This window comes from Nocardia sp. NPDC004711 (genome assembly GCF_053601595.1).
Genome location: NZ_JBSGCB010000010.1, coordinates 67,255 through 86,960, shown reverse-complemented (window position 1 = coordinate 86,960; position 19,706 = coordinate 67,255). Strand labels below are relative to the sequence as shown.

At 70.1% G+C, this 19,706-nt stretch carries 16 protein-coding genes and 1 pseudogene; 9 read left to right on the top strand and 8 right to left on the bottom strand.

Features of this window, described 5'->3' with window-relative positions; genetic code table 11:
• Nucleotides 1–76 precede the first annotated feature (76 nt).
• Nucleotides 77–1,870: an aspartate--tRNA ligase gene (gene aspS, locus ACWEKS_RS11995; protein WP_452340061.1), complete on the top strand. Its 1,794-nt coding sequence runs from the start codon at nt 77–79 to the stop codon at nt 1,868–1,870.
• A gap of 92 nt (nt 1,871–1,962) precedes the next feature.
• On the opposite strand, the gene ACWEKS_RS11990 is transcribed toward aspS, so the two are convergent.
• Nucleotides 1,963–3,018, bottom strand: a complete 1,056-nt coding sequence (locus tag ACWEKS_RS11990) for a hypothetical protein (protein ID WP_452340060.1) — start codon at nt 3,016–3,018, stop codon at nt 1,963–1,965.
• Between the two features lie 195 nt (nt 3,019–3,213).
• Here ACWEKS_RS11990 and ACWEKS_RS11985 point away from each other — a divergent pair, with 195 nt between their 5' ends.
• Nucleotides 3,214–4,383 carry a phosphotransferase family protein gene (locus tag ACWEKS_RS11985; protein WP_379395000.1) on the top strand — a complete coding sequence of 390 codons (1,170 nt, stop codon included), beginning with the start codon at nt 3,214–3,216 and terminating at the stop codon, nt 4,381–4,383.
• A gap of 71 nt (nt 4,384–4,454) precedes the next feature.
• Nucleotides 4,455–5,813: a replication-associated recombination protein A gene (locus tag ACWEKS_RS11980; RefSeq protein WP_452340059.1), complete on the top strand. Its 1,359-nt coding sequence runs from the start codon at nt 4,455–4,457 to the stop codon at nt 5,811–5,813.
• 89 nt (nt 5,814–5,902) lie between these two features.
• Here the strand turns inward: ACWEKS_RS11980 and ACWEKS_RS11975 are convergent, their stop codons facing one another.
• Complete coding sequence (locus ACWEKS_RS11975; protein ID WP_452340177.1) at nt 5,903–6,556, bottom strand: CatB-related O-acetyltransferase; 654 nt, start codon at nt 6,554–6,556, stop codon at nt 5,903–5,905.
• Between the two features lie 77 nt (nt 6,557–6,633).
• Between ACWEKS_RS11975 and alaS the strand changes: the two genes are divergently transcribed.
• The 4 genes from alaS (at nt 6,634) to ACWEKS_RS11955 (ending at nt 12,264) form a co-directional block, all read left to right on the top strand.
• Nucleotides 6,634–9,300 carry an alanine--tRNA ligase gene (alaS, locus tag ACWEKS_RS11970; RefSeq protein ID WP_452340176.1) on the top strand — a complete coding sequence of 889 codons (2,667 nt, stop codon included), beginning with the start codon at nt 6,634–6,636 and terminating at the stop codon, nt 9,298–9,300.
• A gap of 204 nt (nt 9,301–9,504) precedes the next feature.
• Nucleotides 9,505–9,957, top strand: a complete 453-nt coding sequence (ruvX, locus tag ACWEKS_RS11965) for a Holliday junction resolvase RuvX (protein ID WP_357008253.1) — start codon at nt 9,505–9,507, stop codon at nt 9,955–9,957.
• Entirely contained in the window at nt 9,954–11,465 is a 1,512-nt protein-coding gene (gene mltG, locus ACWEKS_RS11960) for an endolytic transglycosylase MltG (RefSeq protein WP_452340058.1), read from the top strand. Before ruvX ends, mltG begins: the two co-directional genes overlap by 4 nt.
• Nucleotides 11,455–12,264: a shikimate dehydrogenase gene (locus ACWEKS_RS11955; protein ID WP_452340057.1), complete on the top strand. Its 810-nt coding sequence runs from the start codon at nt 11,455–11,457 to the stop codon at nt 12,262–12,264. The genes mltG and ACWEKS_RS11955 overlap by 11 nt, the downstream gene beginning before the upstream one ends.
• A 16-nt stretch (nt 12,265–12,280) precedes the next feature.
• Here ACWEKS_RS11955 and ACWEKS_RS11950 read toward each other — a convergent pair whose 3' ends face one another.
• Both ACWEKS_RS11950 and ACWEKS_RS11945 read right to left on the bottom strand, forming a co-directional pair.
• On the bottom strand, nt 12,281–12,757 hold the full coding sequence (locus ACWEKS_RS11950; protein ID WP_452340056.1) for a DUF3291 domain-containing protein: 477 nt from the start codon (nt 12,755–12,757) through the stop codon (nt 12,281–12,283).
• A gap of 13 nt (nt 12,758–12,770) precedes the next feature.
• Nucleotides 12,771–13,388, bottom strand: coding sequence for a helix-turn-helix transcriptional regulator (locus tag ACWEKS_RS11945; protein WP_452340055.1), 618 nt, complete (start codon nt 13,386–13,388; stop codon nt 12,771–12,773).
• A gap of 123 nt (nt 13,389–13,511) precedes the next feature.
• On the opposite strand from ACWEKS_RS11945, the gene ACWEKS_RS11940 reads away from it, so the two are divergent.
• Nucleotides 13,512–13,994 (top strand): B-4DMT family transporter, encoded by a 483-nt coding sequence (locus tag ACWEKS_RS11940; RefSeq protein ID WP_452340054.1) that lies wholly within the window; start codon nt 13,512–13,514, stop codon nt 13,992–13,994.
• Nucleotides 13,995–14,123: 129 nt separating this feature from the next.
• Here the strand turns inward: ACWEKS_RS11940 and aroB are convergent, their stop codons facing one another.
• From aroB to ACWEKS_RS11920, 4 genes and pseudogenes are all read right to left on the bottom strand, one after another.
• Entirely contained in the window at nt 14,124–15,242 is a 1,119-nt protein-coding gene (gene aroB, locus ACWEKS_RS11935) for a 3-dehydroquinate synthase (RefSeq protein ID WP_452340053.1), read from the bottom strand.
• Nucleotides 15,243–16,107: 865 nt separating this feature from the next.
• Nucleotides 16,108–16,599, bottom strand: a pseudogene (locus tag ACWEKS_RS11930) (shikimate kinase); the annotation flags it as partial.
• 71 nt (nt 16,600–16,670) lie between these two features.
• Nucleotides 16,671–17,876 (bottom strand): chorismate synthase, encoded by a 1,206-nt coding sequence (aroC, locus tag ACWEKS_RS11925; protein ID WP_452340175.1) that lies wholly within the window; start codon nt 17,874–17,876, stop codon nt 16,671–16,673.
• A 61-nt stretch (nt 17,877–17,937) separates the two neighbouring features.
• A complete protein-coding gene (locus ACWEKS_RS11920) occupies nt 17,938–18,399 on the bottom strand; it encodes a prepilin peptidase (RefSeq protein ID WP_452340052.1) in 462 nt (153 codons plus the stop codon).
• A gap of 150 nt (nt 18,400–18,549) precedes the next feature.
• Here ACWEKS_RS11920 and ACWEKS_RS11915 point away from each other — a divergent pair, with 150 nt between their 5' ends.
• Entirely contained in the window at nt 18,550–19,674 is a 1,125-nt protein-coding gene (locus ACWEKS_RS11915) for a M24 family metallopeptidase (protein ID WP_354837341.1), read from the top strand.
• Nucleotides 19,675–19,706 lie beyond the last annotated feature (32 nt).

Below are 19,706 nucleotides of genomic sequence, written 5' to 3'. Positions count from 1 at the left end.
CTGAACGTGTCTCTCTACGATGGGTCTGCACCTGGTCACACCTCACCGGTGCTTCGAGCCCGTCGAAAGGAATCCCGTGCTGCGCACCCACTTGGCTGGTTCGCTGCGAAGCGAGCACGCCGGTCAGACCGTCACCCTCACCGGCTGGGTGGCCCGGCGGCGAGACCACGGTGGCGTGATCTTCATCGATCTGCGCGATGCGTCGGGTGTTGCCCAGGCCGTCTTCCGTGAAGGCGAACCCGCGGCGGCCGCCCACAAGCTGCGCAACGAGTTCGTGGTGAAGGTCGTCGGCGTGGTCGAGAACCGCCCGGCCGGTAGCGAGAACCCGAACCTGCCGACCGGCGCCATCGAGGTCAATGTGACCGAGCTCGAGGTGCTGAACGAGGCCGCGCCGCTGCCGTTCCAGCTCGACGACGAGCCGGGCGAAGAAGCCCGCCTCAAGTACCGCTATCTGGACCTGCGCCGCGAAGGCCCGGCGCACACGATCCGCCTGCGGTCCAAGGTGAACGCCGCCGCCCGCGCCGTGCTGGCCAAGCACGCGTTCGTCGAGGTCGAGACCCCGACCATGACCCGCTCCACTCCCGAGGGCGCGCGCGACTTCCTGGTTCCGGCCCGCCTGCAGCCCGGCAAGTTCTACGCCCTGCCGCAGTCGCCGCAGCTGTTCAAGCAGCTGCTCATGGTCGGCGGCATCGAGCGCTACTACCAGATCGCGCGCTGCTACCGCGACGAGGACTTCCGCGCCGACCGCCAGCCCGAGTTCACCCAGCTCGACATCGAGATGAGCTTCGTCGAGCAGGAGGATGTCATCCTGCTGGCCGAGGACGTCCTGGCCGCGCTGTGGCAGCTGGTCGGCTACGAGATCCCGACCCCGATCCCGCACATGACCTACGCCGAGGCCATGCGCCGCTACGGCTCGGACAAGCCGGACCTGCGCTTCGAGGTCGAGATCACCGAGATGATGGAGTACTTCGAGGAGACGCAGTTCCGCGTGTTCCAGGCTCCCTACGTCGGCGCGGTCGTCATGCCGGGCGGCGCGTCGCAGCCCCGCCGCCAGTTCGACGCCTGGCAGGAGTGGGCCAAGCAGCGCGGCGCCAAGGGCCTGGCCTACATCACCTTCAACGAGGACGGCACCCTCGGCGGCCCGGTCGCCAAGAACCTCACCGACGCCGAGCGCGAGGGTCTGGCCAAGCAGGTCGGCGCCGAGCCCGGCGACTGTGTGTTCTTCGCGGCCGGCGACATGAAGTCCAGCCGCGCGCTGCTGGGCGCGGCCCGCGGCGAGATCGCCCGCAAGTGCGGCCTCATCGACGAGAACGCCTGGGCCTTCGTGTGGATCGTGGACGCCCCGATGTTCGAGCCCACCGCCGACGCCACCGCGAGTGGCGATGTGGCCCTGGGCTATTCGGCCTGGACGGCCGTGCACCACGCCTTCACCTCGCCCAAGCCCGAGCACCTGGACACCTTCGACACCGATCCGGGCTCGGCGCTGGCCTACGCCTACGACATTGTCTGCAACGGCAACGAGATCGGCGGCGGCTCCATCCGTATCCACCGCCGGGACGTGCAGGAGCGGGTGTTCCAGGTGATGGGCATCGGCGAGGAGGAGGCCCAGGAGAAGTTCGGCTTCCTGCTCGACGCCTTCTCCTACGGCGCGCCGCCCATGGGCGGCATCGCCTTCGGCTGGGACCGCATCACCGCGCTGCTGGCCGGCGTGGACTCGATCCGCGAGGTCATCGCCTTCCCGAAGTCGGGTGGCGGCGTCGACCCGCTCACCGACGCGCCCACCCCGATCACCCTGCAGCAGCGGCAGGAGGCCGGCCTCAACGCCAAGCTCGACGCGAACGGCAACCCGGTCAAGGACGACGCCAAGTAAGGGCGCGCCCGGATCGTCGAGAGCCCGCCGGTATCAGCGATACCGGCGGGCTCCGTCGTCGACAGCGGCTCGCGCGTGCGGGCGGATCGAGCTCAGACCACCAGCCCGTTGGTGAGCGAGCGGTAGGCGTAGGTGGTGGCGATGGCGGTGACCGGTCCGGCCACCAGCAGGCCCAATCCGCACAGCAGCGTGCCGATCACGGTCATGATCAGCACGCCCAGCGCCAGCAGGGTCACCTGCAGGGCATTGGCGATCACCAGCCGCACGCTGGATTGGATTGCGGCGATCGGGTTCTGGTCCTGGTCGATCACGAAGTGCAGCGCGAACATGCACAGCACGCCCACGATGATCGCCGGGAACACGCACGCGATCGAGGCCACGAGGCACAGCGCGAACACGATGAGCGCGGTGATCAGCACATTCCCGGCATTCACGAAGCCGAAGAAGGCCGGGAAATCCGGTGGCGTCCCGTCGGTTTCGTACAGTGCGCCGCGGATCATGGCGGCCTGCAGCAACCACACCACCAGCGACGCCACCGCGAACAGCAGGACGACGGCCGACAGCGACTGCACGTCAACCATATTCACCAGCAAGGTGACCACCAGCCAGGCGATCATGCCGATCAGCACCATGCCCACCCAGGGAATGGGATTGAGCCGGAACCGATCCCACCCGTAGGTGAGGGCCGCGCCGACGTCGAGGGTCTCGCGCGGGGGTGTATAGCCCTGTTTCGGCGCCGGCTCGGCGGGCGGGGCACCGGCGGGCGGCGGCATCGCACCCGGCGGGAATCCGCCCGGTGGAGGCGGATTCGCGCCGGGCGGCATGCCGGCCGGTGGCAACTGCTGTGGCGTGCCCGGGCCGTAGCCGGCCGGCGGCTGCGGCGCGCCCGGCTGCGGGGTGAAGGCCGGCGGGGGTTCCACGGGCTCGCTGCCGTACTGTGCGGCGCCGGGGCCGTCGAATTGCGGGTACCCGGCGAGGCCGGGCAGCTGGTGGCGGCCGGGCACGTGGCCCGGCTCGGGCGCGCCGGAAACCGGTGCGGGCTCGGGGTTTTGGTGCTGCCCGGCGTGGGACGGATACTGCTCGCCGCCCCCTGCGACGGGACGGTCGCCGGAGGGCTCGTACGGTGCTGAGGGCGGCGTGCCAGTCATGGTCGCAAGCCTTTCACATTTCCCGGTTTACGGTGTGGCGCACAGCAAGTGACCATGAGACAACTAGACGGTCCTGGTTGTGTCAAGCAACCAGCGCCGCGTGGGCAAACCCAGCACAGAGACACGCCGTCCGACGCGCGAAAGGTTGCGCAACCGCTCGCTGAAAGTGACCTGACGGGAGTAACTTGGGTTCCGATGACCGCACTATTGGCCGAACGCGCCGCCGAAGTCGTGTCCGCGGCACAACAGTTGCTCACGAAGCGAATGGGTGCTCCGGTAAAGCTGAGCGATCCGCTGGAACTCAGCGGCAGTGGTAGGACGACGGTACTCCGTGTCCGCGTTGCAGAGAACGCCTTTTCGCTACCTCGCACACTGATTGTGAAGCAGGTAGCGGGCACGGCGACGCAGCGGCGCACCGGCGGCATGGCTCCCGGTGTCGCCAGCATCGACTCCGCATTCCTGCGTGAGGCGGTCTCCTACCAATTCACCACCGCCCTCGGCCGTGACCACCGGCCCGGTGCCTACCTGCTCGGCTACAGCCTGCCGGACCGCCTGCTCATACTCAGCGATCTCGGCGAGAACACCTCCCTGACCGCGGTCCTGCAGTCCGGCGTGGAACCGAGCGGGCGCAATGCGCTCATGGCATTCGCTCAGGCACTGGGCCGCATGCACGCCGCGACCGTGGGCCGCGAGGCGGACTTCGTGGCGCTGCTGCGGCGCGTCGATGTGGTGCACCGCGTGGACGGCATTGCGCAGCAAGCCGAATCCGCGGTCGCCGAGGTGCCGATCATGTTGCAGCGCGAGCTGGGCATCGAGGTGCCGGGCGAGATCGCCGAGCGCATCGTGCGCGGCAACCGGCTCTTCTCCGCCGGGCGCTACCGCGCCTTCAGCCCCTCGGACCTGTGCCCCGACAATGTCATCCTCAATGACGAGGGCGCGCGGTTCCTGGACTACGAGTGGGGCGGCTTCCGTGACGCCACCCTCGACATCGCCTATGCTCTGGTCTCCTTCCCGGGCTGCCTGTGCGATTTCGAGCTGTCGCGCGAACGCGCCCGCCAGATGGTGGAGGCGTGGCGCTCCGAGGTGGTGGCGGTGTGGCCGGCCCTCGCCGACGACGAGGTGCTCGCCGAACGCATCCTCGAGGCGCGGCTCATCTGGGTGTGGCTGTCCACCTACTGGTTCCTGCCCGCCGACCACGCCCGCATTGCCGCCGCCCGCGAGCACGGCCTGTCCATCCCGCGTTCGGCGGCCCTCATCAACCGCTGGGCCGCCCTCGCCGAGGACGCCCGCTGCACCGGCGACGACACCCTCGGCGACTTCGCCGAACACGTCTCGGCCACGCTGGAAGAGCACTGGGAGGAGTGATCCTCCGCGCGCTGTCCGGGGATGGCGTCGCGGTCGGCGAGTGTGTCGGAGCCGGTCGGTAGGGTCGGGGCGTGAGTGATGGGCTGTTCGATGCGCCGGGCACGCAGGCCGTAGTCGACGACTTCGAGGCGGGAGCCGCGCGCATTCCCAGCGGCGACGACCGATTCGCGCCGCTGGCCGTGCGGATGCGACCGCGCACCCTCGGCGAGGTGGTCGGGCAGCAGCATCTGCTCGGGCCCGGGTCGCCGCTGCGGCGGTTGATCGAAGGGTCCGGAGCGGCTTCGGTGCTGCTGTACGGACCGCCCGGGACCGGCAAGACCACCCTCGCCTCGCTGCTGTCGCAGGCCACCGGACGGCGGTTCGAAGCGCTGTCGGCGCTGTCGGCGGGCGTCAAGGAGGTGCGGGCGGTCATCGATCTGGCCCGCCGCCGCCTCACCGTGGGTGAACAGACCGTGCTGTTCATCGATGAGGTGCACCGGTTTTCGAAGACCCAGCAGGACGCGCTGCTGGCGGCGGTGGAGAACCGGATCGTGCTGCTGGTCGCGGCGACCACGGAGAATCCGTCGTTCTCGGTGGTGTCGCCGCTGCTGTCCCGCTCGCTGGTGCTGCAGCTGCAGTCCCTGTCGGAGGCCGACATTCGCACGGTGCTCACCCGGGCCATCGCCGACCCGCGCGGGCTGGCGGGAGAGTACACGGTCACGGACACGGCGCTCGACCACATCGTGCGGATCGCGGGCGGTGACGCGCGGCGTTCGCTGACCGCATTGGAGGCGTCGGCCGAATCCTCCCTGGACGGCACCGTCGATGTGGAGTTGGTCGAGGCCAGCGTCGACAAGGCGGCGGTGCGCTACGACCGCGCCGGTGACCAGCACTACGACGTCATCAGCGCCTTCATCAAATCCCTGCGCGGCTCCGATGTCGATGCCGCGCTGCACTACCTGGCCCGCATGATCAGCGCGGGCGAGGATCCGCGATTCATCGCCCGCCGCTTGATGATCCAGGCCAGCGAGGAGGTCGGCATGGCCGACCCGACCGCCCTGCAGACCGCGGTCGCGGCCGCCCAGGTCGTCCAGCTGGTCGGGATGCCGGAGGCCCAATTGGCGTTGACCCAGGCCACGATTCACATCGCCACGGCCCCGAAATCGGGCGGGGTGGTCAAGAGCCTCGCGGCCGCCATGGCCGATGTGCGCGCGGGCAAGGCGGGCGCGGTGCCCGCCCACCTGCGCGACGGTCACTACGCCGGCGCCGCCGCCCTCGGCAATGCCCAGGGCTACAAATACCCGCACGACCACCCGGACGGCGTTCTCTCCCAGCAATATCCACCGGACGAGCTGGTCGGCGTCGACTACTACCAGCCGACCGATCACGGCTACGAACGTGAAGTCGGTCCTCGCGTCACCAAGCTGCGCCGCATCGTCCGGGGCAGATAGCGCCGAGTGCGCGGATGCGTCACGCGCCGAATTGCAGCGACTGCCGGAAACAGTCGCTCGGCGCGCCGCGAATGCGCTTGCGGCGCTGGTCAGTCCGCCAGCAGTCCCTCGTGGATGGCGATGCGTTCGATGTCGGCGGGGGTGCCGGCCATGATCACGCGCACGTGCTCGGTGACCAGTTCGAGCGGCCAGTTCCACCAGGCGGCGCGCAGCAGGCGCGCCACGTCCTGGTCCGGGAAACGCTGCTTGACCACCTGCGCCGGGTTGCCGCCGACGATCGTGTACGGCGGCACGTCGGAGGTCACGACGGCGCCGGTGGCGATGATCGCGCCGTCGCCGATGTGCACGCCCGGCATGATCAGCGAGTTGTAGCCGATCCACACGTCGTTGCCGACCACGGTGTCGCCCCTGGACGGAATCGCGGTGATGATGTCCATCGTCTCCTCGGCCCAGGTGCCGCCGAAGATGGTGAACGGGAAGGTCGACACGCCCGAGGTGGCATGGTTGGCGCCGGCCATGATGAAGCGGGTGTTGCTCGCGATGGCGCAGTATTTGCCGATGATCAGTTTCTCGGGGCCGAAGGCGTAGAGCACATTGTTGGTCTCGAAGGTGGTCGCCGCGTCCGGATCGTCGAAGTAGCTGAAGTCGCCGACCTCGATGTTCGGCGAGGTGACGTGCGGTTTCAGGAAGACGGTGCGGCGCGCGTGGGGGAGGGGGAAGCGCTGGGATGGGTCCGGGATCACAGTCACCCCGGCGATGGTAGCTATCGCCCGGTGGTGGGTGGAAACTCCCTGGACCCGGACCGGTAGGCTGGATGGTTGTGCAGACCCACGAGATTCGACGGCGCTTCCTGGAGCATTTCGTAAAGGCCGGACATACCGAGGTACCGAGTGCCTCGCTGATCCTGGCCGACCCCAACCTGCTGTTCGTCAACGCAGGCATGGTCCAGTTCGTGCCGTATTTCCTCGGTCAGCAGACCCCGCCCTTCGATACCGCGACCAGCGTGCAGAAGTGTGTCCGTACCGGCGATATCGAGAACGTCGGCGTCACCACCCGCCACAACACCTTCTTCCAGATGGCGGGCAACTTCTCCTTCGGCGACTACTTCAAGCGCGGGGCCATGGAGCTGGCCTGGTCGCTGCTCACCAACCCGGTCGAGGACGGCGGCTACGGCTTCGATCCGGAAAAGCTCTGGGTCACCGTGTATCTCGACGACGACGAGGCCGAGCAGATCTGGCGTGAGCTCGGCGTGCCGGACGAGCGCATCCAGCGACGCGGCATGGCCGACAACTACTGGTCCATGGGCATCCCCGGACCGTGCGGCCCGTGCTCGGAGATCTACTTCGACCGCGGCCCCGCATATGGCATCGAGGGCGGCCCCGAGGCCGACGAGGACCGCTACCTCGAAATCTGGAACCTCGTGTTCATGCAGAACGAGCGCGGCGCCGGGCGCGGCAAGGACGACTTCGAGATCCTGGGCCCGCTGCCCAAGAAGAACATCGACACCGGCATGGGCATCGAGCGTGTCGCGTTCCTGCTGCAGGGTGTCGACAATGTCTACGAGACCGATCTGCTGCGCCCGATCATCAACAAGGCCGAGGAGCTGACCGGCCGCTCCTACGGTGTCGAGCACGCCGACGACGTGCGCTTCCGGGTCATCGCCGACCACGCCCGCACCGCGGCCATGCTGATCGGCGACGGTGTGAACCCCGGCAACGACGGCCGTGGCTACGTGCTGCGCCGCCTGCTGCGCCGCATCGTGCGCTCGGCCCGCCTGCTGGGCGCGGAGCAGCCGGTGATGGGTGCGTTCATCAAGGTCGTCGCCGACCTGATGTCGCCGTCCTATCCGGAACTCACCACCGACTTCAAGCGCATCGAAACGGTCGCCGTCGGTGAGGAGGCCGCGTTCCTGAAGACGCTGAGCACCGGCACCAAGCTGTTCGACGAGACTGTCGACGAGGTGAAGGCCCAGGGCAGCAAGAAGATCAGCGGCACCGACGCGTTCACGCTGCACGACACCTACGGTTTCCCGATCGACCTGACCCTCGAGATGGCTTCCGAGGCCGGCCTGCAGGTCGACGAGGAGGGCTTCCGCGCGCTCATGGCCGAGCAGCGCAAGCGGGCCAAGGAGGACGCGCTCTCGCGCAAGCACGCGCACGCCGACCTCACCGTCTACAAGGAGTTCGTGGACCGCGGCGCGACCGAGTTCACCGGCTTCGACGAACTGTCCACCGAGGCGACGGTGCTGGCCCTGATCAAGGACGGCGTCCGGGTGCCGGTCGCCGAGGCCGGGCAGGACGTCGAGGTGATCCTGGACCGCAGCCCGCTCTATGCCGAGTCCGGTGGCCAGATCGCCGACCGCGGGTCGCTGGTCTCGTCGCACGGCCTCAAGGTGAAGGTCAACGACGTGCAGAAGATCGCCAAGAAGGTGTGGGTGCACAAGTCCACCGTCGAGGCCGGCCAGCTCACCGAGGGCGACACCGTGCTGGCCCAGGTCGATCCGGCCTGGCGGCGGGGCGCCACCCAGGGCCACTCGGGCACCCACATGGTGCATGCCGCGCTGCGACAGGTGTTGGGCCCCAACGCGGTTCAGGCCGGCTCGCTCAACAAGCCGGGCTACCTGCGCTTCGACTTCAACTGGCAGGGCGCGCTGTCCGAGCAGCAGAAGGCCGATATCGAGGCCGTCTCCAATGACGCGGTGGCCGACGACTTCCAGGTCAACACCTTCGTCACCGACCTGACCTCCGCCAAGAAGATGGGCGCCATGGCCCTGTTCGGCGAGAACTACGGCGACGAGGTGCGGGTCGTGGAGATCGGCGGACCGTTCTCCATGGAGCTCTGCGGTGGCACCCACGTGCAGCACTCCTCGCAGATCGGCCCGATCACCGTGCTCGGCGAGTCGTCGGTCGGTTCCGGCATCCGCCGCGTGGAAGCCTTCGTGGGCCTGGACTCCTACAAGTACCTGGCCAAGGAGCGGGCGCTGCTGGCCGGTGTCGCCTCGTCGCTGAAGGTGCCCTCCGAGGATGTGCCGGGGCGCGTCGAGCAGCTGGTCGAGCGGCTCAAGACCGCCGAGAAGGAGCTGGAGCGCACCAAGATGGCGGCCGTGCTGTCGAGCGCGGGCACCTTCGTCGAGCAGGCCCAGCGGGTCGGCAAGGTGTTGCTGGTCGCCGCCGCCGCGCCCGAGGGCGTGGGCGCGGGCGATCTGCGCACCCTGGTGCAGGACATCAAGGGCCGCTTCGGTTCCGAGCCCGCCATCGTGGTGCTGCTCGGCCATGCCGACGGCAAGGTGCCGTTCGTCGCCGCGGTCACCAAGGCCGCGCAGGATCTCGGCGTCAAGGCCGGGGATCTGGTGTCCGCCTTCGGTCCGGCCATTTCCGGCCGGGGTGGCGGCAAGCCCGAGATGGCCCAGGGCGCGGGTTCGGACCCGTCGGGCATCGAGGCGGGTCTGGCCGCCCTACGTGCGCGGGTCGCCGAGCTCGCCGGATAAATGGGCGACGCGGACACATCTGACACGCCGGGTCCCGCAGACGGGACCCGGCCCGTACCCGAAGCAGACCCGGCGCGGCCGGATTCGGGACATTCCTCCGGATTTGCTCGCACGCCGACCGAGGCCTCCGGGGTCTCGGCCGGCGGGCGGGGCTTCGCGTCGGAGCGGCCCTCCCCGGAACGGGACCCGGGCCGCGGCCGGCGCATCGGCATCGACGTGGGGTCGGTGCGCATCGGTGTCGCCTCCAGCGATCCGGACGGGTTGCTGGCCACCCCGGTCGAGACGGTGCCGCGCGCGAAGAAGGTCGCGCCCGGCACCCTCGCCTCCGATCTATCCAGAATTGCCGACATTGTGCGGGAGTACGAGGCCGTCGAGGTGATCGTCGGCCTGCCGCGCACATTGCGCGGGGAGAGCGGCGCGTCGGCTAAGCTGGCGGCCACCTTCGCGGGGCGTTTGCGGACCTTGATCGCGCCGGTGCCGGTGCGACTTTCCGACGAACGTTTGACTACGGTGTCTGCTGCACGTGCGTTGCGAGACAGTGGAGTTCGCGCACGCGGGCAGCGGCAGGTCATCGATCAGGCCGCCGCCGTGTCGATCCTGCAAGGATGGTTGGACGAACGGAGTGCCCTTTTGAAGCCGCGCGGTGATGACGCATGACCGACCGCTGGACGCGGGCCGAGGAACGCTACCGCCAGAACGCCGAACGGCGTTACCGCCGCGACGATCTGGATTGGTCCGAGGCGGACGATTACGAAGACGACACCACCGTCATTCCCCGCTACGAGGATGAGCGTTACGACGACGAGCACTACGCGGGCGAGGACTACGACGAGGAGCTCGCGCACGAGCCGGAACCCCCGCGCCGCAGCGCGCCCCAGCGCACCGAGCGCGGCCGCCGCGGCGACCGGGGTCAGCGCGCCGAGCCGGGCCGCCGGGCCACCCGATCGCAGTCGCGCGCGGGATCGCGGGGCAGCCAGCGCCCCAAGCGATCCCGGATGGCGTCGCGGAAAGCGGCCGAGCGCAAGCGGCGCCGTCGCAACCTGTTCGTCATCGCGGGCGTGTTCGCCGTATTGTTCGTCGGCGCAGTCGGATTCGCGGGCTGGAAGTTCGTCGGCAAGCTGAGCCCGCCCCCCGACTTCTCGGGCCCGCAGGGCCCGCTGGTCGTCATCCAGATCAAGCCGGGTGACACCGCCACACAGATCGCGCAGACCATGGCCGACAAGGGCGTGGTGGCCAGCAGTGGCGCGTTCTACGAAGCGGCCGTGCGCAATACGAACATGAACTCCATCCAGCCCGGCTACTACGCCATTCCGGGCCACAGCAAGGGCTCCGAAGCGGTGACCGCGCTGTTCAGCAAGGACGCCCGGGTCGGCAATGTGGTCATCTCCGAGGGCCGCCAGCTGCACGACTCCAGCGACGTCACCACCGGTGCGCGCAAGGACGGCATCTACCGCAAGATCGCCGAGGCCAGCTGTGTCGGCACCGGCACCGCCGCCAAGTGCGTCACCTACGAGCAGCTCGACCAGGCCGGGACCACCGCCGATCCGGCCACGCTGGGCGTGCCGGCGTGGGCGCTGGACCGGGTGCGGTCGGTGCCGGACCGTTCCCGCCAGCTCGAGGGCCTGATCGCCGGTGGCACCTGGGATTTCGACCCCAGCGCCAACGCGCTGGACATCCTCAAGCAGCTGGTGACGGCGAGCGCGGCGAGCTACGACGCCACCGGGGTGGCGCAGTCCGGCGCGGCCAACGGCCTGAGCCCCTACGACACGCTGATCGCGGCGTCGCTGGTGGAGCGGGAGGCGCTGCCGCAGGACATGTCGAAGGTGGCACGGGTCATCGTGAACCGGCTCGCCGCCCAGCAGCCGCTGCAGTTCGACTCCACCGTCAACTACACCCTCGACAAGACCGAGGTCGCCACCACCGACTCCGACCGTGCGCACAAGACCCCGTGGAACACCTACGCCATGGCCGGTCTGCCCGCCACGCCGATCTCCGCGCCGTCGCTGGATGCCATGCGCGCCATGGAGAATCCGGCGCCCGGCCCGTGGCTGTACTTCGTGACCGTCGACAAGCAGGGCACCACGTTGTTCACCGACGACTACAAGGAGCACCTGCGCAATATCGAAAAGGCCAGGCAGAGTGGAATTCTCGACAGTGGACGCTAGCCGGAGGGCCGCCGTGCTCGGCAGCCCGATCTCGCATTCCCGGTCGCCGCAACTGCATCTGGCGGCCTACCGGGCACTGGGCCTGGACTGGAGCTACGAGCGCATCGAGTGCACCGCCGAGCAGCTGCCCGGCCTGGTGGACGGGCTCGGACCGGAATGGGTCGGGCTGTCGGTGACCATGCCGGGCAAGGTCGCCGCGCTCGGCTACGCCGACGAGCGCACCGAGCGCGCGGTCCTGGTCGGCTCGGCGAACACCCTGGTGCGCACCGATTCCGGCTGGCGTGCGGACTGCACCGACGTGGACGGTGTGCGCGGCGCGCTGGAAGGCGCCGGCGTGCAGGAGATCTCCCGCGCCGTCGTGCTGGGCGCGGGCGGCACCGCCCGCCCGGCCCTGCTGGCGCTGTCCGACCTGGGCGCGCACACCGTCACCATCGTGGCCCGCGATCGCGGCCGCGCCGCCGGGACCCTGGAACTGGCCGAGCAGCTGGGCATGTCGGCCGAGGTGCTCGATTTCGACCCCGAGGGCCTGCTGTTCGTCTGTTCCGACGTGGACGCCGTCGTCAGCACCGTGCCCGCCGCGGCGGCCGCGGCCGTGGCGGATTCGGTGGCGGCGGCCCCGGTGGTGCTCGACGCCATCTACAACCCGTGGCCCACGCCGCTCGCGGAAGCGGTTGCCCGCGCGGGCAATACCGTGGTCAGCGGCCTGGAGATGCTGCTCAACCAGGCCTACGGGCAGGTCGAGCAGTTCACCGGCAAGCCCGCCCCGCGCGCCGAAATGGCTGCGGCACTGCGGGACTGATCACGGATGTGACCGGCTAATCGAGGACGGCCGCGGATATTTCCGCGGCCGTTTCCGGTTCGAAGGCCTGCCGGAAGGTGAAAGCGTAAGGCGTGGGCCCGTTCTCACGCAGGTGGTCCAGTCGCGCCATGGCGTCGGTGAGCGTGGGCAGCATGCCCTCCGGCACCCACCACAGCACCGTGAAGACCTCGCGCAGCGGGGTGAACCATTCCCGGCGACGGCGCACGTAGTCCATGTGGCCGCTGCGATAGACGTAGTCGAACAACGCTTCCCGCGATTCCCACACGCTCATGTTCACCAGCATGTCCGGCTCGCCGTGGTACGGGCGCAGGGAAGTGGCGTTGTTGGATTCGCTGTCCACCATGCGCCAGACGAAGCCGGGGGAGGATTCGGCGACGGCATTGATCTCGTCGAGGGCCGAGAAGAATTCGGCGACCCGGGGATCGCCTTCGGGGGCGACCATGCGCCCGATGTTCAGCTGTGCGAGGTGCATTTCTCGACTATAACTAGTCTCCATTGATTTTAGAAAACCTTACGCAGCATCTGCCCGGCGCCGGATCCATCCGCGCGGTCCAGCCGGCCTCGGCCGCCGGACCCGCCAGCAGCGCCAGATTCATGCCGCAGACCAGCGGCGGGAAGTCCACGGCGAGGCGGTGAAAAGGACAGTTGCGCAGGCGGATCGCGTCGCCGTCGAGATAGGGCTCGTAGCCGCGCTCTTGCAGGGCCGCGAACAGGTCGCGGCCCGCGAGGGCGGGCCCGTGCGCGGCGGCGGCCTTCGCGATGGCGTCCTCGAAGCCCTCGTGCTCGACCACCTCGGCGAGAATCGTTGCGACCGTGCGATAGTCGCGGGCCGGCAGCGTGATCGCGAACTCCGCGTCGGCGCGGCGATAGAACTTGGCGGGCCGGCCCGAACCGGGTCCGGTGCGGCCTTCCGGGCGGCGGAACACCGCGTCCAGCAGTCCCGCCTCGGTGAGCTTGTCGAGATGGAAGGCGGCCAGCGGCCGTTTGATCTCGACGGCCGCGGCCGCTTCGTCCCGGCTCACGTCGTGGTCGGCGGCCGCGACATGGTCGTAGAGCCGCTTGCGGATCGGATCCTGAAGCAGGGCGACGGCTTCGATGCTCACGCTGTCTTTGTAGCAGCGTGCCGGGCCCGGGTGTGTCCCGCGGCCCCGCTCCGGCTATGGTTCTGGAACAAGTTTCAATTCATTCGGTTCGGCCGGGCGGCCGCGCAGGTTAAGGTGATCGTCATGAATGCGTGGGTGTTGCGCGCCGTGGGCTTGGGGGCGCTGACCGTTGTGCTGGAGGCCCTGCTCGGTTTCGGCATGAGGTATTGGCCGACCACGGGCGCCTGGATGCGGATCCTGTGCCTGATCGTGCTGGTCGGCTCGGTGGTCGCGTGGGGCGTACTGGACGGCCGCGCCGATCGGCGCGCCAATGCCGATCCCGAGCGCGGCACCGATCTGACCATGCGCTGGCTCAAGGCCGCGCTCGCCGGTGGCCTGGGCTCCGGCCTGGCCGCCTGGATCCTCGACTTCGTTCCGGGCTTCGACCTGGGTGATCAGGGTCTGGCCTTCAACATCACCTCGGCCGCGTCCTTCATCGTGCTGCTGATCTTCATCCCGGGCGTGCTCGGCGTCGCCCTCGGCCGCTGGCTGGCCGGCCGGAGCGGCAAGAAGCAGTCCGGCACCCCCGCCGGCACCGCACCCAACCCGCAACCCGCCGGCGTCTGAGGCTCCCGTCCGCGCTCGACCCCGCACCATCAATCTCGGTGGCGCGGGGTTTTTCGTGTCCGGGGGCGCCGACGGCAGCGCCCGCCGCCGGAGTCCGGCGACGGGCGCTGAGATGAAAGCCGCTGTGCCCTACAGCAGAATCGCGCCGCCGGTCGGGCCGTCCTCGCGGGCGATGGCCGAGTAGGCCGCGGCCAGCAGGCTCGGATCGGGGCCCTCCAGCCGACCCGGCTTGGCCAGGCCGTCGAGCACCACGAAACGCAGCACGCCCGAACGGGTCTTCTTGTCGGTCTGCATGGCGTCCATCAGCTGCGGCAGCGCATCGGCGTCGTAGGTGGTGGGCAGGCCGATGCTGTTCAGGATGGTGCGGTGCCGCTCGGCGGTGGCGTCGTCGAGACGGCCTGCCAGGCGGCCCAATTCGGCCGCGAAGACCAGGCCCACCGAGACGGCCGCGCCGTGCCGCCAGCGGTACCGCTCCCGGCGCTCGATGGCGTGGCCGAGGGTGTGGCCGTAGTTGAGAATCTCGCGCAGATTCGATTCCTTGAGGTCGGCGGCCACCACATCGGCCTTGACCTGGATGGCGCGGCGGATGAGCTCGGGCAGCACGTCGCCGGTCGGGTCCAGGGCGGCCTGCGGGTCGCGTTCCACCAGCTCCAGGATCACCGGGTCGGCGATGAAACCGGCCTTGATGATCTCGGCCATGCCCGCGACGATCTCGTTGCGCGGCACCGTCTCCAGCGTGGCCAGGTCCACCATGACCGCGGCCGGCTCGTGGAAACTGCCGACCAGGTTCTTGCCCGCCTCGGTATTGATGCCGGTCTTGCCGCCCACCGCGGCGTCCACCATGGCCAGCAGCGTGGTCGGCACGTGCACGATGTCCACGCCGCGCATCCAGGTGGCGGCCACGAAACCGGCCAGGTCGGTGGCCGCGCCGCCGCCCAGGCTCACGATCACGTCCTTGCGGGTCAGCCCGATACGGCCGAGCACCTCCCAGCAGAAGCCCGCGACCTGCAGGTCCTTACCGGCCTCGGCGTCGGGGATCTCCACCCGGTGCGCGTCGATGCCCTTGTCGGCGAGGGCCTTCCGCAACACCTCCGCGGTCTCGGCCAGTGGCGGCTGGTAGAAGATCGCCACGGTCCGCACGCCGGACCGGCCGGTCACCTGGTCGACCAGGTCGCCCAGCAGCCCCCGGCCGATGATCACCGGGTACGGGTCGGCCGTGCGGACCTCGATGCGAGTCGGCTCGCTCATAGGACTCCTCCGTGAATGGTCCCGCCCAGCGGCGGGCAATAGCGTGACCCCGTGGTGCGGGGAAGTTGTCGATCGGATCGGCGGCGCGCGCCCGGGGCGCGCGATGGTGCGCTCAGGATCACGAACCTCCCTCCACCGCAGGGGAAGTGGCACCGGGAACCGGGCCGTCGGCCGGCGTGTGCTCCTGCTCGCGGGCGCGGGCCCGGGCTCGTCGGGCCCGGGCCCGACGCGAGCGTCCGCTGCCGGGCTCGGCGACGGCGCCGGGTACGCGGGCCGCGTCCGACGGTGCGGCGGGTGTGTTCGGGGCGGTCGTGTCGGCCGCTCCGGCCGGCGCGGCGGTGCGGGGCGAATTCTGGCCACCGGCAGCGGAATTCGAGGGCGCACCGGCGATGCGGGAGGCGCGGCGACGGCGTCCGCCGGTACGCGCACCCACGGCTCCGGTTCCACCACCTACAGCGTCGGCCGCCGCGGGCGCGGCGGACCGGTCGGGGGACGCGTTCCCCGGCCCAGCGGCGGGCGGCGCGACCGCCTCGCCGACGGCGGTCTCCGCATTCGGCGGGAGTGGAGCGGCCGCGGTGGTGCGGCCGCCGCGCCGACGCGAACGCCGGTTGCGCCGAGAGCGTTTCGCGCCCCCGGCCGCATCGGCGGGCGAGGCCCCGGAGCCCTGGCCGTTGCGTGCCTCGGTGGCCGGGGCCGAATCGGCTTCGGCGGCAGTCGTATTCGTGCCGTCGCCCGGCCTGTTCTCGCCGCGGCCGCGGCCGCCGCGGCGGCGTTTGCGGCGGGCGCGTGAGCGGGAGCTGACACCGGGTTCGACGGTGGCGGTCTCGGTGCCCGAATCCTCCGGGCGCGCAATCGGTTCCAGCCCGAGCTTGGCCAGGATCATGCGGACGACGCGGCCGGGGCTGCGGCCGTCGGTGCGCACCCGCACGGTCGCCACCTCGCGGTAGAGGGGGCGGCGGATCTTCATCAGCTCGCGGTACTTCTTGGCGGGGTCGTCGCCGTTGAGCAGCGGGCGGTTGGTGCTGGCGCCGGTGCGGCGCAGCCCTTCGCCCACACTGATTTCCAGGTAGACGACGGTACGGTCGTGCAGCAGGGCGCGGGTCGCGGCCGAGAGCACCGAGCCGCCGCCGAGGGAGACCACGCCGTGCCCGGCGAGGACGGCGTCGCGGACGACCTCCTCCTCCATACGGCGGAACTCCGGCTCGCCGTCCTCGGCGAAGATCTCCGGAATCGTGCGCCCGGCGCGCTCCTCGATCCCGGCGTCGGTGTCGTAGAGGTCCACGCCGAGTTCCCGGGCCAGCTTGCGCCCGATGGTGGACTTGCCCGCGCCCGGCGGGCCGACCAGCACCAGACTGATTGCGGGCCGGTCGGTTTCACCGGCCGCCGCGGTGGGTTCGTGCTCGCCGGACACCGCGCTGTCGTCAGCGGTCACTGCCCGGCGTGGCCCGGGATGTGCGGGCGGGCGTTGATCCGCTTCAGGTAGGCGTGGATGTTGTCGACGGTCTCGGGCAGCGAGTCGCCGCCGAACTTGTCCAGCACGGCCTGCGCCACGACCAGCGCCACCATCGCCTCCGCGACCACACCGGCCGCGGGCACCGCGCACACATCCGAGCGCTGGTGGATGGCGACGGCCTCCTCGCCGGAGGACATGTCGACCGTCGACAGCGCCCGCGGCACGGTCGAGATCGGCTTCATGGCCGCGCGCACGCGCAGCGCCTCGCCATTGGTCATGCCGCCCTCCAGGCCGCCCGCGCGGTTGGTGGAGCGCAGCACGCCGTCGGGGCCCGGCCGCATCTCGTCGTGGGCCTGGCTGCCGCGGCGGCGGGCGGTCTCGAAACCGTCGCCCACCTCGACGCCCTTGATGGCCTGGATGCCCATGAGCGCGGCCGCCAGTCGCGAATCCAGGCGCGCCTCGCCGGAGGTGAACGAGCCCAGGCCCACCGGCAGGCCCTCGATCACGACCTCGACCACACCGCCCAGGGTGTCGCCGTCCTTCTTGGCCGCCTCGATCTCGGCGATCATGGCCGCCTCGGCGTCCTTGTCGAACGCGCGCACCGGCGACTCGTCGATGGCGTCCAGATCCGCGGCGGTCGGGACCACGCCGGTGGTGTTCGCGGCGGCGCCGATGGACACCACGTGCGAGATCACCTCGACGCCCAGCGCCTGGCGCAGGAAGTTCTTGGCGACGGTGCCCGCCGCGACCCGCGCCGCGGTCTCGCGGGCGCTGGCCCGCTCCAGGACATTGCGGGCGTCGTCGAAGCCGTACTTGAGCATGCCCGAGTAGTCGGCGTGGCCCGGACGGGGACGGGTGAGGGGGGCGTTGCGGGCGAGGTCCGCGAGCTCGGTCTCGTCCACCGGATCGGCGGACATGACCTGGGTCCACTTCGGCCACTCCGAGTTCGCCACCTCGATGGCGACCGGGCCGCCCATGGTGCGGCCGTGGCGCACGCCGCCGACCATGGTGACCACGTCGGCCTCGAACTTCATCCGCGCGCCGCGCCCGTAACCGAGCCGTCGCCGGGCCAGCTGCGCGCCGATCTCGGCGGAGGTCACCTCGACACCGGCCACCATCCCCTCGAGGATGGTGACGAGAGCAGGACCATGGGATTCTCCGGCAGTTATCCAGCGCAACACGAGTGACATCTTTCCATGACAACAGGGGTGCTCGAACACACGGCCCGTGCATAGCCCGATGTCAGCGCACGGCCACCACCGCCACCATGCTCGCGGCACACATCGCGGGCCCGTGCGCGAGCGTCCCGGCGACGACCGCCCGCCCGCCCGCGCCCGGGATCGGCAGTCGATGCCCGAGCATGCCGCCCAGGCCGGCGGCGGCGGTGAGCATCGGCGCGGCCAATGCCGCCCAGCACCAGGTCTGGGCGCCGCAGAGGGCTGTCGCCGCCCCTAGACCGAAGGCGAGTTTGACGTCGCCCGCGCCGAGGGCGCGCGGGCAGCAGAGGTGGACCAAGAGGTAGGGAACGGCCAGCAGCAGGGCACCGGAGACCGCGAGTGCCGGCCTGCCCGTGGCGAATCCGTAGCCGAGCACGAGCGCGGCGCCGGGCAGGGTGAGGACGTTCGGTAGCCGCCGGCTGCGCAGATCGCAGACGCTCAGGGCGACGCACCACAGGGTCAGCAGCAGGACCGGCAACGGAGACATGGATCGAGGATCGCGCGGCGGCGGCCGGCGCGGGGGGCGTGAGCGCGAAATGTGGAGAACCGCTTGCGATGTGAACAGCCTGGGTTCCATTACCAGGTCGTTCACGTGTTGCGTGTCGGTGTTGCGGCGTGTCGGCGGTAGCTTTGACGCATGTCTGCTGATCACGATCCGGTCCGGCGCCCCGACTACGCGCTGCGCAGGGCCAGCCTGCGCAATCTGCTGGTGGAGAACCGCGTCGATGCCCTGCTGGTCACGGACCTGATCAATATCCGGTACCTGACCGGTTTCACCGGGTCCAACGCCGCGCTGCTGGTGTACGCCTGGGATTCCAGCGAGGACCGCACCATCATCTGCACCGACGGCCGCTACCTCACCCAGGTCGGCGTGCAGGTGCCCGATCTGCGCGCCGAGATCAACCGGGCCAGTGCCCGCCGCGTCATGGAGATCGCGGGGGAGTGGCAGACCGGCCGGGTCGGTTTCGAGAGCCACGTGGTCACCGTCGAACAGCATCGCGGCCTGTCCGCGCTGGGCACCGGTCTGGACCTGGTCGCGGTCTCGGGCCTGGTCGAGCAGCTGCGCATGGTGAAGGACGACTTCGAGGTCGAGCAGCTGCGCGCGGCCTGCGACGCCGCCGACGCGGCCCTGGCCACCCTGCTCGAGCGCGGCGGCCTGCGTCCCGGCCGCACCGAGCGAGAGGTGGCCCGGGAGCTGGAGTGGCTCATGTTCGAGCACGGCGCGGAGGCGGTCGCCTTCGAGACCATCGTGGCCGCAGGCGCGAATTCGGCTGTCCCGCATCATCGCCCGACCGGGTCGGTGCTGGCCACCGGTGATTTCGTGAAGCTCGACTTCGGCGCGGTGGTCGGCGGTTACCACTCCGACATGACCCGCACCTTCGTGCTGGGTGCGCCGACGGACTGGCAGCGCGAGGTCTACGACCTGGTCCAGCGGGCACAGCAGGCCGGCCGCGAGGCCCTGACCCCGGGCGTCTCGACCAAGGCGGTGGACGCGGCGTCGCGCGCGGTGATCGAGGCTGCCGGGCACGGTGAGCTGTTCGTGCACGGCCTCGGGCACGGTGTGGGCCTGCAGATTCACGAAGCGCCCGGAATAGCCAAAACCGGCACGGGTACACTGCTGGATGGCGTGGCGGTGACCGTCGAGCCAGGTGTGTACTTCCCCGGCCGCGGTGGTGTCCGGATCGAGGACACACTCGTGGTTCGCCAGGGGGGCCCGGAGCTGCTCACCCGCACCAGCAAAGACCTGACCGTCGTCGACTGACGCGCGGTTCGACCGACTAGTAGGAGATCCGA